Raw genomic sequence first — 15,067 nt, 5'->3', positions numbered from 1 at the left:
GCGTCGCCGGGGGGGTGGGGCGCCGTGATGGCCGCCACCCCCCCCCACCCCCACCCCCCCCCCCCCACCACCCCCCCCCCCCCGGGGGGGGCGCTGTCCCCCCGCCCCCCCCCCCGGACTCGCATCCGGCCACATCCGTCGAACGTCCGAAAGTCTCGGAGGACATGCGGTGAACGAACTGCCGCAGCAGCTGGTCAACGGCCTGCTACTGGGATCCATGTACGGGCTGATCGCCATCGGCTACACAATGGTCTACGGCATTGTCCAGCTCATCAACTTCGCCCACGGCGAGATTTTCATGACCGGCGCCTTCGGCGCGCTCACGGTCTACTTGTACATCCTGCCCGACGGCACCTCCATGCTGATCGCCCTGCCCCTGATGCTCCTCGGCGCCGTGATGGTCTCCGTCACCGTCGCCGTCGGGGCGGAACGGTTCGCCTACCGGCCCCTGCGCGGCGCTCCCCGCCTGGCACCCCTCATCACCGCCATCGGCCTCTCGCTCGCCCTCCAGCAGGCGGTGTGGGCCTGGTACCCGGACGCCAAGTCGGCACGGACCTTCCCGCAGATCGACGGCGGCCCCTTCCACATCGGCAGCGTCACCCTCCAGACCGGCGACATCTTCCTGTTCGCAGCCGCCCCGGTGAGCATGGCCATCCTCGGGTTCTTCGTGATGCGCACCCGCACGGGACGGGGCATGCAGGCCACCGCCCAGGACCCGGACACCGCCAAGCTGATGGGCGTCAACACCGACCGCATCATCGTCGTCGCGTTCGCGCTCGGCGCCGTCTTCGCGGCCGTCGGAGCCGTGGCCTACGGACTCAAGTACGGCCAGATCGAGTTCAAGATGGGCTTCATCCTCGGTCTCAAGGCCTTCACCGCGGCCGTCCTCGGCGGTATCGGCAACATCTACGGCGCCATGATCGGCGGCGTCGTCCTCGGCATCGCCGAGACCCTGGCCACGGCCTACATCGCCGACGTACCCGGCCTGGACCAGTTCGGCAGCCAGTCCTGGGCAGACGTCTGGGCCTTCATCCTCCTCATCCTCGTGCTGTTGTTCAGGCCCCAGGGCCTGCTCGGCGAACGCGTTGCGGACAGGGCGTGACACCGATGACCACACAGACCACCGCGCCGAAGAGCACCGGCGCCCCCGCCGCGGGCGACACCTCCGGCCTCATCGGCATACCCGCGCCAACCGGCCGTGCCCTCGCCACCGGCGGCGGCGTCCTCACCGTCGTCTCCACGTTCCTCGCCTGGACGTGGACCGCCGAGTTCCCCGGTGACCTCACCGTCTACGGCTACCCGGGCGGCCTGCAGGTCCTGGTGCTGATCGCCGGTGCCCTCACCGCCCTCTTCGGCCTCGCGTCATACGACGTCAAGGGGCTGCGCTGGCTCGCGCCCGCGGGTGCCGACGCTGCGCTCAAGTTCGCCGCGCTCGCCGCCTTCGCCACCACCTGGTACACGGTCATCGCGATCAGCGCCCAGCTCGGTGGCGTCGTCAACCTCGAACCCGGCGGGTACGTCGCCGCGGCCGTCACCCTCGTCGCGTTCCTGGGCGCCCTCGCCCTGCCCTTCGAGCGGCCCGAGCCCGACCCGTTCGACCCCGACGACACCGGCTGGGACCAGTTCAAGCACACCGCCTCACGCAACTGGCAGTCCGTCAGAACGGCCTTCTCCTCCGGTGACCCGCGCCCCGTGCGCGCGCTGCCCTCCTACGCCGAGATCCTGATCATCGTCGCGGTCCTCGCGTTGGCCCTCCTCGTCTTCACCTACGGCATCGGCACCGAGTACGACGAGCTCTTCGTCGGCTTCCTGATCGTCGCCGGTTTCGGCTTCACCGCCCTCCACCGGTCCGGTCTGGTCAGGCAGGCCACCGAGATCACCTCCCGGCACCAGAACATCACCGTCTGCGGCGCCTTCATCGCGGCGGCCTGCTTCCCCTTCACCCAGTCCGACGACCAGTACGCCACCCTCGGCGTCTACATCCTGATCTTCGCCACGGTCGCGCTCGGCCTGAACATCGTCGTCGGCCTCGCCGGCCTGCTGGACCTCGGTTACGTGGCCTTCCTCGGCGTCGGCGCCTACGCCGCCTCCATGGTCTCCGGCTCCCCCAGCTCGCCCTTCGACCTGCACCTGCCCTTCTGGGCCGCCGTCCTGGTCGGCGCCGCCGCCTCCCTGGTGTTCGGCGTCCTGATCGGCGCGCCCACGCTGCGGCTGCGCGGCGACTACCTCGCCATCGTGACGCTCGGCTTCGGTGAGATCTTCCGGATCACCGCCAACAACCTGGACGGCACCTCGGGCCCGGACGTCACCAACGGCTCCAACGGCATCTCGTCCATCCCCGATCTCGACGTCCTCGGTTTCGACCTCGGTGTCGCGCACGACATCGGCGGCTTCACCCTCGGCCGGTTCGCCAACTACTTCCTGCTGATGCTCATCATCACGGCCGTCGTCGTCCTCGTCTTCCGGCGCAGCGGCGACTCCCGCATCGGCCGCGCCTGGGTCGCCATCCGCGAGGACGAGACCGCCGCGCTCGCCATGGGCATCAACGGCTTCCGCGTGAAGCTCATCGCGTTCGCCGTCGGCGCCTCGCTCGCCGGGCTCGCCGGCACCGTCCAGGCGCACGTCACCTACACCGTCACGCCCGAGCAGTACCTCTTCGCCGGTACCACCCCGCCCAACTCGGCCTTCCTGCTCGCCGCGGTCGTGCTCGGCGGTATGGGCACCATCGCCGGTCCGCTCATCGGTGCGGCACTGCTGTTCCTGATTCCCAACAAGCTCCAGTTCCTCGACGACTACCAGCTCTTCGCCTTCGGACTCGCGCTCGTCCTGCTGATGCGCTTCCGCCCTGAGGGGCTCATCGCCAACCGGCGCCGCAAGCTGGAGTTCCACGAAGAGGCCGAAGCGCCCACAGTCCTGAGCAAGACAGGGGCCTGACCACCATGACCACCGACACCACCACCAAGGACACCGCCCCGGGCGCCTCGGCCCCCGGCGCCACCCTCCTCGACGCGCGCGGCGTCACCATGCGCTTCGGCGGACTCACCGCCGTGAACAACGTCGACCTCACCGTCGACAGCGGTGAGATCGTCGGTCTGATCGGACCCAACGGCGCCGGCAAGACGACCTTCTTCAACTGCCTGACCGGTCTCTACACACCGACCGAGGGCGAGGTCCGCTACAAGGACCGGATCCTGCCCGCAAAGTCCTTCAAGGTCACCGCCGCGGGCATCGCCCGTACGTTCCAGAACATCCGTCTGTTCGCCAACATGACGGTCCTGGAGAACGTCCTCGTCGGCCGGCACACGCGGACCAGGGAGGGCTTCTGGTCGGCCGTCCTGCGCGGCCCCGGCTTCCACCGGGCCGAGGCCGCCTCGCGGGAACGCGCCATGGAGCTCCTGGACTTCGTGGGTCTGGCGAGCAAGGCCGAGCACCTCGCGCGCAATCTGCCCTACGGCGAGCAGCGCAAGCTGGAGATCGCCCGTGCCCTCGCCAGCGAGCCGGGGCTGCTGCTCCTGGACGAACCGACGGCCGGCATGAACCCCCAGGAGACGCGGGCCACCGAGGAGTTGGTCTTCGCCATCCGTGACAAGGGCATCGCCGTCCTGGTCATCGAGCACGACATGCGGTTCATCTTCAATCTCTGCGACCGCGTCGCCGTGCTCGTGCAGGGCGAGAAGCTCGTCGAGGGCGACAGCGCCACGGTGCAGGGAGACGAACGCGTCGTCGCCGCCTACCTCGGCGAACCTTTCGAGAACGACCCCGGCGCCGCGGAGGCGGCCGAGGTGGAGGCCGCCGAGACCGGCCGGGCCGGCCAGGCCGACACCACCGGGGACACCGCGGCCGGCAAGGAGAGCGACCGATGACCGCACTGCTCGAGGTCGAGGACCTCCGCGTCGCCTACGGCAAGATCGAGGCCGTCAAGGGAATCTCCTTCAAGGTGGACGCCGGTGAGGTGGTCACCCTCATCGGCACCAACGGCGCCGGCAAGACCACGACCCTGCGCACCCTCTCCGGCCTGCTGAAGCCGGTCGGCGGCCAGATCAAGTTCGGCGGCAAGTCGCTCAAGAAGGTCCCGGCCCACCAGATCGTCTCCCTGGGGCTCGCCCACTCGCCCGAGGGGCGGCACATCTTCCCGCGCATGACGATCGCGGACAACCTGCGCCTCGGCGCCTTCCTGCGCAGCGACAAGGCGGGCATCGAGAAGGACATCCGGCGCGCCTACGACCTCTTCCCGATCCTCGGTGAACGCCGCAGACAGGCCGCGGGCACCCTGTCCGGCGGGGAGCAGCAGATGCTCGCCATGGGCCGGGCCCTGATGTCCCAGCCCAAGCTGCTCATGCTCGACGAGCCCTCCATGGGCCTCTCGCCGATCATGATGCAGAAGATCATGGCGACGATCGCCGAGCTGAAGTCCCAGGGCACCACCATCCTGCTCGTCGAGCAGAACGCCCAGGCCGCGCTGTCCCTGGCCGACCACGGCCACGTCATGGAGGTCGGCAACATCGTCCTGTCCGGCAGCGGCCAGGACCTGCTCCACGACGAGTCGGTCCGCAAGGCCTACCTCGGCGAGGACTGACCCTCCGCGGCGACGGACGAGGCCCGCGCCCCACACCGGGGACGCGGGCCTCGTCGTGGTCGGAGGGCTCAGCCCTTGGACGCCTTCTTCTCCTCGGCGTCCTGGATGACCGCCTCGGCCACCTGCTGCATCGACATCCGCCGGTCCATGGAGGTCTTCTGGATCCACCGGAAGGCGGCCGGCTCGGTGAGGCCGTACTCCGTCTGCAGTACCGACTTGGCGCGGTCCACCAGCTTGCGGGTCTCCAGGCGCAGGCTGAGGTCGGCGACCTCCTTCTCCAGCGCCTTCAGCTCCGTGAAGCGCGAGACGGCCATCTCGATCGCCGGTACGACGTCGCTCTTGCTGAACGGCTTCACGAGGTACGCCATCGCCCCGGCGTCCCGGGCCCGCTCCACCAGGTCGCGCTGCGAGAAGGCGGTCAGCATCAGCACCGGCGCGATGCCCTCCTCGGCGATCTTCTCCGCCGCGGAGATACCGTCCAGCTTGGGCATCTTCACGTCGAGGATCACCAGGTCGGGCTTGTGCTCGCGGGCCAGCTCCACGGCCTGCTCACCGTCACCGGCCTCGCCGACGACGGAGTACCCCTCCTCCTCCAGCATCTCTTTGAGGTCCAGCCGGATGAGCGCCTCGTCCTCGGCGATGACGACGCGGGTCGTCAGCGGAGGCACGTGCGACTGGTCGTCGTCGGGCACGTCTACGGGCTGGGGCGGCTCGGGGGCGGTCACGTGAGCTCCTCGTTCGGGGCATGGGTACTGCTGACAAGAGCCTACCTAGCTCCTGTATGTTTGAGTCACCGAGGGGCTACACTGACCTTCGGTTCGAAGAGGCTCCGGTAGTCCAATCGGCAGAGACGATGCCCTCAAAAGGCATTCAGTGTGGGTTCGAGTCCCACCCGGGGCACTTTACCTTCGTTTCGAAGGCACCCCCAGAGGTGGCGGGGGCACCCGTTCAGCTGTCGTCCTCCCCGATGTGGTGCACCCGCACCAGGTTCGTGGTGCCCGACACCCCGGGCGGCGAGCCGGCCGTGATGACCACGACGTCACCCTTCTCGCAGCGCCCGTACCTGGTGAGCAGTTCGTCCACCTGGTCGACCATCGCGTCCGTGGAGTCCACGTGCGGCCCCAGGAAGGTCTCCACACCCCAGGTCAGGCTCAGCTGCGAACGCGTCGCCGGTTCGGGGGTGAAGGCGAGCAGCGGGATGGGTGAGCGGTAGCGGGAGAGGCGGCGGACGGTGTCGCCCGACTGGGTGAAGGCGACCAGGAACCTGGCGTCGAGGAAGTCGCCCATCTCCGCCGCCGCACGGGCGACGGCGCCGCCCTGGGTGCGGGGCTTGTTGCGCTCGGTCAGCGGGGGCAGCCCCCTGGCCAGGATGTCCTCCTCGGCCGCTTCGACGATCCGGGCCATCGTGCGCACCGTGTCGGTCGGGTGCTTGCCGACGCTGGTCTCGCCGGACAGCATCACCGCGTCCGTGCCGTCGATCACCGCGTTGGCGACGTCGGAGGCCTCCGCGCGGGTCGGACGGGCGTGGTCGATCATGGAGTCGAGCATCTGGGTGGCGACGATGACCGGCTTGGCGTTGCGCCTGGCCAGCTTGACGGCGCGCTTCTGGACGATCGGCACCTGTTCAAGGGGCATCTCGACGCCGAGGTCGCCCCGGGCGACCATGATGCCGTCGAAGGCCGCGACGATGTCCTCGATGTTCTCCACGGCCTGCGGCTTCTCGACCTTGGCGATGACGGGGAGGCGGCGGCCCTCCTCGTCCATGATGCGGTGGACGTCGAGGACATCCCGCCCGCTGCGCACGAAGGACAGCGCGATCACGTCGAAGCCGCCTCGCAGCGCGAAGCGCAGGTCGTCCTCGTCCTTCTTGGAGAGGGCGGGGACGGAGACCGCGACGCCCGGCAGGTTGAGGCCCTTGTGGTCGGAGACCATGCCGCCCTCGACCACCTTCGTGCGGACCCGGGGCCCGTCGACGCCGGTCACCTCCAGGCAGACCTTGCCGTCGTCGACGAGGACGCGTTCACCCGGGGCGACGTCGTCGGCGAGGCCCGCGTAGGTGGTGCCGCAGGTGTGGCGGTCGCCCTCGACGCCCTCCTCGACGGTGATGGTGAAACGGTCGCCGCGTTCAAGGAGTACGGGACCTTCCACGAAGTGGCCGAGGCGGATCTTCGGACCCTGAAGGTCCGCGAGGGTGCCGACACTGCGGCCGGTCTCGTCGGACGCCTTGCGGACCCGGTGGTACCGCTCCTCGTGTTCGGCGTGGGTGCCGTGGCTGAAATTGAAGCGGGCGATGTCCATTCCGGCGTCGACCAGGTCCTTGATCTGGTCGTACGAGTCGGTGGCGGGCCCAAGAGTGCAGACGATCTTCGCTCGGCGCATGAGTCGAGCCTAAGACTTACCGACCAGTAGCGAATTGGCCGGGTATGACCACGCAACGACCTTTGAGCAAAGGGTTATTGACAAGTGTTGAATTGCGCACCTGGGCGCTCCGATGAGCATTCCGGACGGCTTGCGGACGGCTTTTAATGCGCCTTTCGGGCAAGTGAGCGACCAGCTGTTGACACGCACGGTGATCACGCAGGAATCTACGCGCGTTGTTGATGCCGTGCCGCCAAGGAGAACCCGCCATGCCGCTGAACCGCCGGAAGTTCCTGAGCAGGTCCGCCGTGACGGGGGCGGGGGTCGCACTGGCCGGCGCGGCGGCGGCTCCGGCGGCCGAGGCGGCGGTCCCCGCGCACCGGGGCCACCGGAAGCCCAAGCGGTACGCGCTGACCGTGCTCGGCACGACCGACCTGCACGGACACGTGTTCAACTGGGACTACTTCAAGGACGCCGAGTACCAGGACCCCGCGGGCAACGCCCAGGGCCTCGGCCGGATCTCCACCCTGGTGAACCAGGTCCGCGAGGAGAAGGGCCGCCACAACACGCTGCTGCTGGACGCGGGCGACACCATCCAGGGCACGCCGCTGACGTACTACTACGCGAAGGTGGACCCGATCACCGCCGAGGGCGGACCGGTGCACCCGATGGCACAGGCGATGAACGCCATCGGCTACGACGCCGTGGCGCTCGGCAACCACGAGTTCAACTACGGCATCGAGACGCTGCGCAAGTTCGAGGAGCAGTGCGACTTCCCGCTGCTCGGCGCGAACGCCGTCGACGCGAAGACCCTGAGGCCCGCCTTCCCGCCGTACTTCATGAAGACGTTCCGGGTGAAGGGCGCGCCGCCGGTGAGGGTGGCGGTGCTGGGGCTGACCAACCCGGGCATCGCGATCTGGGACAAGGCGTACGTGCAGGGGAAGCTGGCCTTCCCCGGGCTCGAGGAGCAGGCTGCCAAGTGGGTGCCGAAGCTGCGCTCGATGGGCGCGGACGTGGTGGTCGTCTCGGCGCACTCCGGCTCGTCGGGCACGTCCTCCTACGGTGACCAGGTCCCGTACGTCGAGAACGCGGCGGCCAACGTGGCCAGGCAGGTTCCGGGCATCGACGCGATCCTCGTCGGTCACGCGCACGAGGAGATCGCGGAGCTGAAGGTCGTCAACGAGAAGACCGGGAAGACGGTCGTGCTGTCGGAGCCGCTGTGCTACGCCGAACGGCTCACCCTCTTCGACTTCGAACTGGCCTTCGAGCGAGGCCGCTGGCACGTCGAGTCGGTCAGGGCCTCGCTGCGGAACTCCAACACGGTCGCCGACGACCCGAGGATCACTAAGCTGCTGACGGACGAGCACGCGAAGGTCGTGGCGTACGTCAACCAGGTCGTCGGCACCGCCACCGAGACGCTGACGACGCTCGATGCCCGGTACAAGGACGCCCCGATCATCGACCTGATCACCAAGGTGCAGGAGGACGTGGTCAAGGAGGCACTGGCGGGCACGGAGTACGCGTCGCTGCCGGTCCTGGCCCAGGCCTCGCCCTTCTCGCGCACCTCCGAGATCCCGGCCGGCGACGTGACGATCCGGGACCTGTCGGGCCTGTACGTGTACGACAACACGCTGGTCGCGAAGCTGATGACGGGCGCGCAGCTGCGGGCGTACCTGGAGTACTCGGCGGAGTACTACGTGCAGACGGCCGCCGGTGCGCCGGTGGACGTGGACAAGCTGACGAACGCGAACGGCCGCCCGGACTACAACTACGACTACGTGTCGGGGCTGAAGTACGAGATCGACGTCGCCCAGGCTCCCGGGTCGCGGATCAGGAACCTCACCCACGGCGGTGCTCCGCTGGACGACGGCGGGCAGTTCGTGCTGGCCGTGAACAACTACCGGGCCAACGGCGGCGGTGCCTTCCCGCACGTGGCGTCGGCCAAGGAGCTGTGGTCGGAGTCGACGGAGATCCGCACGCGGATCGCGGAGTGGGCGACCGCGAAGGGGGTGCTGGACCCGGAGGACTTCGCGTCCCTCGACTGGTCGTTGACGCGGAACGGCACGCCGGTGTTCTGAGCCGCCTCCCGGCCCTCGGCCGGCCTCAGATTCCGTCCGCCAGCGGGGTGAGCGCCCGGTGGTGGCGCGCGGACGGGATCTGGGGCCGGCCGTTCTCCAGTCCGAAGGTGGTGAAGGCGGTGCGGCCGGGCAGCGGGTACGGCTCCTGCCCCGTCAGGTCGTTGAGGATGGTCGCGCTGCGCCAGGCGGCGAGGCCCAGGTCGGGCGCGCCGACCCCGTGGGTGTGCGTCTCGGCGTTCTGGACGTAGACGGAGCCGGTGACGGAGGGGTCGAGGACGAGGCGGAAGCGGTCGTCGACGCGGGGGCGCTCCCGGCTGTCGCGCCGCATGTAGGGGTCGAGGCCGGCGAGGACACGGCCGAGGGGGCGTTCGCGGTAGCCGGTGGCGAGCACGACGGCGTCGGTGGTGAGGCGGGAGCGGGTCCTCTGCTGCTCGTGTTCCAGGTGGAGTTCCACCCGGGTGGTGGCGATGCGGCCGGCGGTGCGGACCTGGACGCCGGGCGTGAGGGTGGCGTCGGGCCAGCCGCCGTCGAGGGTGCGGCGGTAGAGCTCGTCGTGGATGGCGGCGGTGGTGTCGGCGTCGATGCCCTTGTGCAGTTGCCACTGGGCGGCCACGAGGCGGTCGCGGACCGGTTCGGCCAGACCGTGGAAGTAGCGGGTGTAGTCCGGGGTGAAGTGCTCCAGGCCGAGCCTGGAGTACTCCATGGGCGCGAAGGCCTCGGTGCGGCCGAGCCAGTGCAGCCGCTCCCGGCCGGCGGGCCGGTGGCGGAGCAGGTCGAGGAAGACCTCCGCGCCGGACTGGCCGGTGCCGATGACGGTGACGTGCCCGGCGGCCAGGAGCGCGTCGCGGTGGCCGAGGTAGTCGGCGGCGTGGACGACGGGGACGCCGGGAGCGTCGACGAGGGGCCTGAGCGGGTCGGGGACGTGGGGTTCGGTGCCGACGCCGAGAACGACGTTCCTGGTGTGGGTGCGGCCGAGGGCCTCGGCCTCTCCGTCGGCGTCGAGCTGGGTGTAGTCGACCTCGAAGAGGTCGCGTTCGGGGTTCCAGCGGACCGCGTCGACCTGGTGGTGGAAGCGGAGGGAGGGCAGGCCACCGGCGACCCAGCGGCAGTAGGCGTCGTACTCGTTGCGCTCGATGTGGAACCGCTCGGCGAAGTAGAACGGGAAGAGCCGCTCTCTGGCCCTGAGGTGGTTGAGGAAGGTCCAGGGGCTCGCCGGGTCGGCGAGGGTGACCAGGTCGGCGAGGAAGGGGACCTGGACGCGTGCGCCGTCGATGAGCAGGCCGGGGTGCCAGTGGAAGGCGGGGCGCTGGTCGTAGAAGACGGCGTCGAGGCCGGCGAGGGGGTCGGCGAGGGCCGCGAGGGAGAGGTTGAAGGGGCCGATGCCGATGCCGACGAGATCGCGGGGGGCGTCGGGGCTGTGGTGCGCCGGAGTGTTCATCGCGGGACGTGTCCTTCCACGAGCGTCAGGAGTGCTGCGAGGTCGTCTGGTCGGGTGTGGGGGTTGAGGAGGGTCGCCTTGAGCCAGAGCCGGCCGTCGGCGCGGGCGCGGCCGAGGACGGCTCGGCCGGTGGTGAGCAGCGTGCGGCGTACGGCGGCGACGGCGTCGTCGGTGGCGTCTACTGGCCGGAACAGGACCGTGCTGATGGTGGGCGGGGCGTGCAGTTCGAGGCCGGGGCGGGTCTCGACCAGGCCGGCGAACTCCTGGGCGAGGGAGCAGACCGCGTCGACGAGGGCGCCGAGTCCGGTGCGGCCCAGGGTTTTGAGGGTGACGGCGGTCTTGAGGAGGTCGGGGCGGCGGCTGGTGCGCGGGGAGCGGCCGAGGAGATCGGGCAGGCCCGCTTCGGTGTCGTCGTCGGCGTTGAGGTAGTCGGCGCGGTGGTGGAGCGCCCTGAGGTCGCCGGCGTCCGCGACCGTGAGCAGACCGGCGGGGATCGGCTGCCAGCCGAGCTTGTGCAGGTCCAGGGCGACGGTGTCGGCGCCCTCCAGTCCCGCGAGCCGTGCGCGGTGCCGGTCGCTGAAGAGGAGGCCCGCGCCGTAGGCGGCGTCGACGTGCAGGCGGGCGCCGTGGGCGGTGCAGCGGCCGGTGATCTCGGGCAGCGGATCGATGAGCCCGGCGTCGGTGGTTCCCGCGGTGGCGGCGACGAGGTGCGGTCCGGGGACCTGGGTGAGCGCCACGTCGAGGGCGGCGGGGTCGAGGGTGCCGGCGGGGGCGGGGACGACGACGGGTTCGGGCAGCCCGAGCAGCCAGGCGGCGCGGGGCAGCGAGTGGTGGGCGTTGGCACCGTGGACCAGCCGCAGTCCGGCGCCGCGCGCTTCGCGGGCGAGCAGGACGGCGAGCTGGTTGGACTCGGTGCCGCCGGTGGTGACGACGGCGTCGGCGGCGCCGGTCTCCCGGGCGAGGGCGTGGGTGACGAGGGCCTCCAGCGCGGAGGCGGCGGGTGCCTGGTCCCAGGAGTCGAGGGAGGGGTTGAGGACACTCGCGGCGAGGTCGGCGGCCGCGGCTACGGCGAGGGGCGGGCCGTGCAGATGGGCGGCGCACAGGGGGTGGGCGGGGTCGGCGGCGCCCTGGGCGAGCGCGGTGACGAGGGCACGGAGCGCCTCGGGGTCGCCCCGGTCCGGCAGGATCTCACCGGCCGCGTCCGCCACCCGGGCCGCGACGGCGCCGGGGCCGCCCGCGGGCAGCGGGCCGCCGCGTGCGGCCGTGCCGGTACGCAGGGCGTCGAGCACGGTGTCGAGCAGGGGCCGCAGGGCGTCGGTGCCGTGCGGGCCCGAGGCGAGGGGCGGCATGCCCATGGGCTGTCCTCCGGGCGCGGGACGGGGACTCCAGCTTGGACGCGAACGCGCCCGTACGCCCGGACAGCCCAACGTTCACAACCCGAAAGGGGTATCCGGGCGGCCTGCCCAGGGAGGCGACCCACGCCGGACCCGACCCGGCCCGCCCGGCCACACCGGTCGCACCGGCCCCACCGGCCGCACCGGCCGACACGGTCACTGTGGTCACTGCGGTCACTGCGGTCGACACGGCTGCCGCGATCGACACGGTTGCCGCGATCGACACGGTTGCCGCGGTCGCTGCGGTCGCCGCAGCCGAGACGGTCGCCGCAGTCGAGACGGTCGCAGTGGTCGGTCGGCACGGCCCACAGGCCCTCACCGCCCACACCGCCGACGCGGTCGACACAGTCCACACCGCCCACAGGCCCACACCGCCGACGCGGTCCGCCTGCCACACCGGCCGCACGTGCCGCACCACGCACCGCACACCGCGCACCTGCCGCACCGGCCGCCGCCTCGGTCGGCGTGTGCCGCCGCCCGCGGCCCCGCACCGGCGGCCGGCCGGCCCCCTGCGGCCGGACGCCCGTACCGCCGGGAGGACACCGGCCGTTGCCCGGACGAGCGCACGCCCGCCGCACCCGGTCCGGTGGCTCCCCGCCACGGAGCACGGCCGGGAACTCCCCACCGCCCGTCACCGGACCCGGCACGGCGCACCGGCCGCCCGCGGGATCAGCGCGTGCCCGTCTCCCGTACCCGCAACGCGCGCGCCAGGTCGTCGAGCTGGTCGGCGAGCTTGCGGCGCAGGGCGGGGATCGGGTCGGCGTCGTTCAGGCACTCCCGGCCCAGGCGCAGGTTGTCCGCGTCGACGGCGTGGGCGGGGAAGGCCCAGCGGCCGGCGGCGTCGGCGATGGCGGGGCCGCGGCGGGCGGCGAGCGCGACGGCCTCGGCGTAGTAGCGCGGCACGTACGCGCGCACCAGGTCGGCCTGTTCGGGCTGCCAGAAGCCCTGGGCCGTGGCCGTGAACAGGTAGTTGGAGAGGTCGTCCGAGCCGAACAGGGCCTCCCAGGCGCGGCTCTTGGCGTCGGCGTCGGGCAGCGCGGCGCGGCAGCGGGCGGCGCCCTCCTGGCCGGTGGCGCTCGGGTCGCGTTCGAGCTCGGCGGCGATGGCGGCCTCGTCGGTGGCACCGAGGACGGCGAGCCGGGTGAGGACGCGCCAGCGCAGCTCCGGGTCGAGCTCGGGGCCACCGGGCACGGTGCCGTCGGCTAGCCAGGCGGCGATGGTGTCGGGGTGGGCGGCGGTGGCGATGCGGTGGCGTACGGCGATCAGGCGCAGCCCGGGGTGGTCGCCGTCCTCGGTGCGGCGGATGAGGTCGCGGCACAGTTCGGCGAGGGTGGTCAGGGCGGCGGGCCGCTGCTCGGGGCCGACGTAGCGGTCGGCGATCTGCCCGGCGGCGAAGGCGAGGACGCCGTCGACGAGCGCGAGGTCGGTCTCGTACGGGAGGTGGGCGCGGGCGATGTCCAGGTAGGTGCGAGCGGGGAGTTCACCGTCGCGGACGGCGTCCCTGAGGGCGTTCCAGACGACGGCCCGGGTGAGCGCGTCGGGCAGGCCGGACAGGCCGTCGCGGATCGTCCGGAAGGACTCGGCGTCGAAGCGCACCTTGGCGTAGCTCAGGTCGCCGTCGTTGAGGACGACCAGGGCGGGGAGCTTGCCGATGGGCCGGGGTCCGGCCTGGGGCACGTCGATGTCGAGGCGCTCGCGCGGGGCGAGGCGGCCCTCGTCGGTGGGGTCCTGGTCGTAGAGGCCGACGGCGATGCGGTGGGGCCGCTCGCCGGTGCGGTGGACGGTGAGGGCGCGGCTGCCGTTGTCGCCGGTGACGCTCGGGGTGAGGGTGTCGACGCCGGTGGTGCGCAGCCAGGCATCGGCCCAGGCGTGGACGTCGCGGTCGGTGGCCGCGGCGAGGGAGTCGATGAAGTCGGCGAGGGAGGCGTTGGCGAACTTGTGCCTCTCGAAGTGGATGTTGATGCCGGCCAGGAAGTCCTTCTCGCCGAGCCAGGTGACGAGCTGGCGCAGGGCGGAGGCGCCCTTGGCGTAGGAGATGCCGTCGAAGTTGAGCAGGGCGGAGGCGGTGTCCTCGACGTTCTCGGGGGCGACGGGGTGGGTGGAGGGGCGCTGGTCGGCGTCGTAGCCCCAGGCCTTGCGGGTGACGCCGAAGTCGGTCCAGGTGTCGGTGAAGCGGGTGGCCTCGGCGGTGGTCTGGTAGCCCATGTACTCGGCGAAGGACTCGTTCAGCCAGATGTCGTCCCACCAGCGCAGGGTGACGAGGTCGCCGAACCACATGTGGGCCATCTCGTGGGCGATGACCATGGCGCGGGTCTGGCGCTGGGTCTCGGTGACGGCGGACCGGAAGACGAACTCGTCGCGGAAGGTGACCAGTCCGGGGTTCTCCATGGCGCCGGCGTTGAACTCGGGGACGAACGCCTGGTCGTAGGAGTCGAAGGGGTAGGGCTCGGTGAACTTCTCGTGGTACCGGTCGAAGCAGCCGCGGGTGACCTCGAACAGTTCGTCGGCGTCGGCGTCCAGGTGCGGGGCGAGCGAGCGGCGGCAGTGGATGCCGAAGGGCAGGCCGCGGTGCTCGGTGCGCACGGAGTGCCAGGGGCCGGCGGCGACGGCGACGAGGTAGGTCGAGATCAGCGGGGTGGTGGCGGCCTTCCAGCGGCCGTCGCCGGTGTGCTCGGTGATCCCGTTGGCGAGGACGGTCCAGCCCTCGGGGGCGGTGACGGCGAGGTCGAAGACGGCCTTGAGGTCGGGCTGGTCGAAGGCGGCGAACAGGCGCTGCACGTCGTCCATGAACAGCTGCGTGTAGACGTAGGTCTCGCCGTCGCTGGGGTCGGTGAAGCGGTGCATGCCCTCACCGGTGCGGGAGTAGCGCATGGCCGCGTCGACGCGCAGTTCGTGCTCGCCGGGGGCGAGGTCCGTCAGCGCCAGCCGGTTCCCGTCCAGGCCGTCCGGGTCCAGGGGTTGTCCGTCCAGGGTGACGGAGCGCAGCTCGGCGGGCTTCACCTCGACGAAGGTGTCCGCGGTGTCCGTGTCGCCGCGGACGGTGAACCGGATGACGGTCCGGGAGCCGAAGGTCTCGTCCCCACGGGTCAGATCGAGGTCGATCGCGTAGTGGTGGACGTCGAGGAGCCGGGAACGGGTCTGCGCTTCGTCGCGCGTCAGTACGGACATGCACGACATGCTGCCTGATGCGGTGGGCAGGGCACAGAGGCGGTTCGGTACGCGG

Annotated in this window: 10 protein-coding genes and 1 tRNA gene; 6 read left to right on the top strand and 5 right to left on the bottom strand. The window is 71.2% G+C overall.

What is annotated here, in order from left to right; genetic code table 11:
- Nucleotides 1–169: 169 nt before the first annotated feature.
- From ACGFYH_RS03115 to ACGFYH_RS03100, 4 genes are read left to right on the top strand one after another with little or no spacing between them, the layout of a single operon-like run.
- Entirely contained in the window at nucleotides 170–1,102 is a 933-nt protein-coding gene (locus tag ACGFYH_RS03115; protein WP_393801373.1) for a branched-chain amino acid ABC transporter permease, read from the top strand.
- Nucleotides 1,103–1,107: 5 nt separating this feature from the next.
- Nucleotides 1,108–2,934: a branched-chain amino acid ABC transporter permease gene (locus ACGFYH_RS03110; RefSeq protein ID WP_393801372.1), complete on the top strand. Its 1,827-nt coding sequence runs from the start codon at nucleotides 1,108–1,110 to the stop codon at nucleotides 2,932–2,934.
- 5 nt (nucleotides 2,935–2,939) lie between these two features.
- Complete coding sequence (locus ACGFYH_RS03105; protein WP_393801371.1) at nucleotides 2,940–3,863, top strand: ABC transporter ATP-binding protein; 924 nt, start codon at nucleotides 2,940–2,942, stop codon at nucleotides 3,861–3,863.
- On the top strand, nucleotides 3,860–4,576 hold the full coding sequence (locus ACGFYH_RS03100) for an ABC transporter ATP-binding protein (protein ID WP_393801370.1): 717 nt from the start codon (nucleotides 3,860–3,862) through the stop codon (nucleotides 4,574–4,576). Before ACGFYH_RS03105 ends, ACGFYH_RS03100 begins: the two co-directional genes overlap by 4 nt.
- Nucleotides 4,577–4,644: 68 nt before the next feature.
- On the opposite strand, the gene ACGFYH_RS03095 is transcribed toward ACGFYH_RS03100, so the two are convergent.
- Complete coding sequence (locus tag ACGFYH_RS03095; protein ID WP_393801369.1) at nucleotides 4,645–5,301, bottom strand: ANTAR domain-containing response regulator; 657 nt, start codon at nucleotides 5,299–5,301, stop codon at nucleotides 4,645–4,647.
- Nucleotides 5,302–5,402: 101 nt separating this feature from the next.
- On the opposite strand from ACGFYH_RS03095, the gene ACGFYH_RS03090 reads away from it, so the two are divergent.
- A tRNA-Leu gene (locus tag ACGFYH_RS03090) sits at nucleotides 5,403–5,476 on the top strand.
- 48 nt (nucleotides 5,477–5,524) lie between these two features.
- Here ACGFYH_RS03090 and pyk read toward each other — a convergent pair.
- Nucleotides 5,525–6,955 carry a pyruvate kinase gene (gene pyk, locus ACGFYH_RS03085; RefSeq protein ID WP_393801368.1) on the bottom strand — a complete coding sequence of 477 codons (1,431 nt, stop codon included), beginning with the start codon at nucleotides 6,953–6,955 and terminating at the stop codon, nucleotides 5,525–5,527.
- 248 nt (nucleotides 6,956–7,203) lie between these two features.
- Here pyk and ACGFYH_RS03080 point away from each other — a divergent pair, with 248 nt between their 5' ends.
- Entirely contained in the window at nucleotides 7,204–9,012 is a 1,809-nt protein-coding gene (locus tag ACGFYH_RS03080) for a bifunctional metallophosphatase/5'-nucleotidase (RefSeq protein ID WP_393801367.1), read from the top strand.
- A 25-nt stretch (nucleotides 9,013–9,037) separates the two neighbouring features.
- Here the strand turns inward: ACGFYH_RS03080 and ACGFYH_RS03075 are convergent, their stop codons facing one another.
- The 3 genes from ACGFYH_RS03075 to pepN all read right to left on the bottom strand — a co-directional run bounded on the left by ACGFYH_RS03075 (nucleotide 9,038) and on the right by pepN (nucleotide 15,012).
- Nucleotides 9,038–10,450, bottom strand: a complete 1,413-nt coding sequence (locus ACGFYH_RS03075) for a lysine N(6)-hydroxylase/L-ornithine N(5)-oxygenase family protein (protein ID WP_393801366.1) — start codon at nucleotides 10,448–10,450, stop codon at nucleotides 9,038–9,040.
- Nucleotides 10,447–11,805, bottom strand: a complete 1,359-nt coding sequence (locus tag ACGFYH_RS03070) for a pyridoxal phosphate-dependent decarboxylase family protein (RefSeq protein WP_393801365.1) — start codon at nucleotides 11,803–11,805, stop codon at nucleotides 10,447–10,449. The genes ACGFYH_RS03075 and ACGFYH_RS03070 overlap by 4 nt, the downstream gene beginning before the upstream one ends.
- Before the next feature lie 708 nt (nucleotides 11,806–12,513).
- Nucleotides 12,514–15,012, bottom strand: coding sequence for an aminopeptidase N (gene pepN / locus ACGFYH_RS03065; RefSeq protein ID WP_393801364.1), 2,499 nt, complete (start codon nucleotides 15,010–15,012; stop codon nucleotides 12,514–12,516).
- Nucleotides 15,013–15,067: the final 55 nt, after the last annotated feature.

The sequence above is a fragment of the Streptomyces sp. NPDC048392 genome, assembly GCF_043200575.1.
Lineage (GTDB): Bacteria > Actinomycetota > Actinomycetes > Streptomycetales > Streptomycetaceae > Streptomyces.
This window is presented reverse-complemented; position numbering and strand designations above follow the sequence as displayed.

Excerpts from the sequence above, each read along its gene's own strand:
- ACGFYH_RS03110 (WP_393801372.1), top strand. The coding sequence starts at position 1,108 with ATGACCACACAGACCACCGCGCCGAAGAGCACCGGCGCCCCCGCCGCG.
- ACGFYH_RS03105 (WP_393801371.1), top strand. The coding sequence starts at position 2,940 with ATGACCACCGACACCACCACCAAGGACACCGCCCCGGGCGCCTCGGCC.
- ACGFYH_RS03100 (WP_393801370.1), top strand. The coding sequence starts at position 3,860 with ATGACCGCACTGCTCGAGGTCGAGGACCTCCGCGTCGCCTACGGCAAG.
- pyk (WP_393801368.1), bottom strand. The coding sequence starts at position 6,955 with ATGCGCCGAGCGAAGATCGTCTGCACTCTTGGGCCCGCCACCGACTCG.
- ACGFYH_RS03080 (WP_393801367.1), top strand. The coding sequence starts at position 7,204 with ATGCCGCTGAACCGCCGGAAGTTCCTGAGCAGGTCCGCCGTGACGGGG.
- ACGFYH_RS03075 (WP_393801366.1), bottom strand. The coding sequence starts at position 10,450 with ATGAACACTCCGGCGCACCACAGCCCCGACGCCCCCCGCGATCTCGTC.
- ACGFYH_RS03070 (WP_393801365.1), bottom strand. The coding sequence starts at position 11,805 with ATGGGCATGCCGCCCCTCGCCTCGGGCCCGCACGGCACCGACGCCCTG.
- pepN (WP_393801364.1), bottom strand. The coding sequence starts at position 15,012 with ATGTCCGTACTGACGCGCGACGAAGCGCAGACCCGTTCCCGGCTCCTC.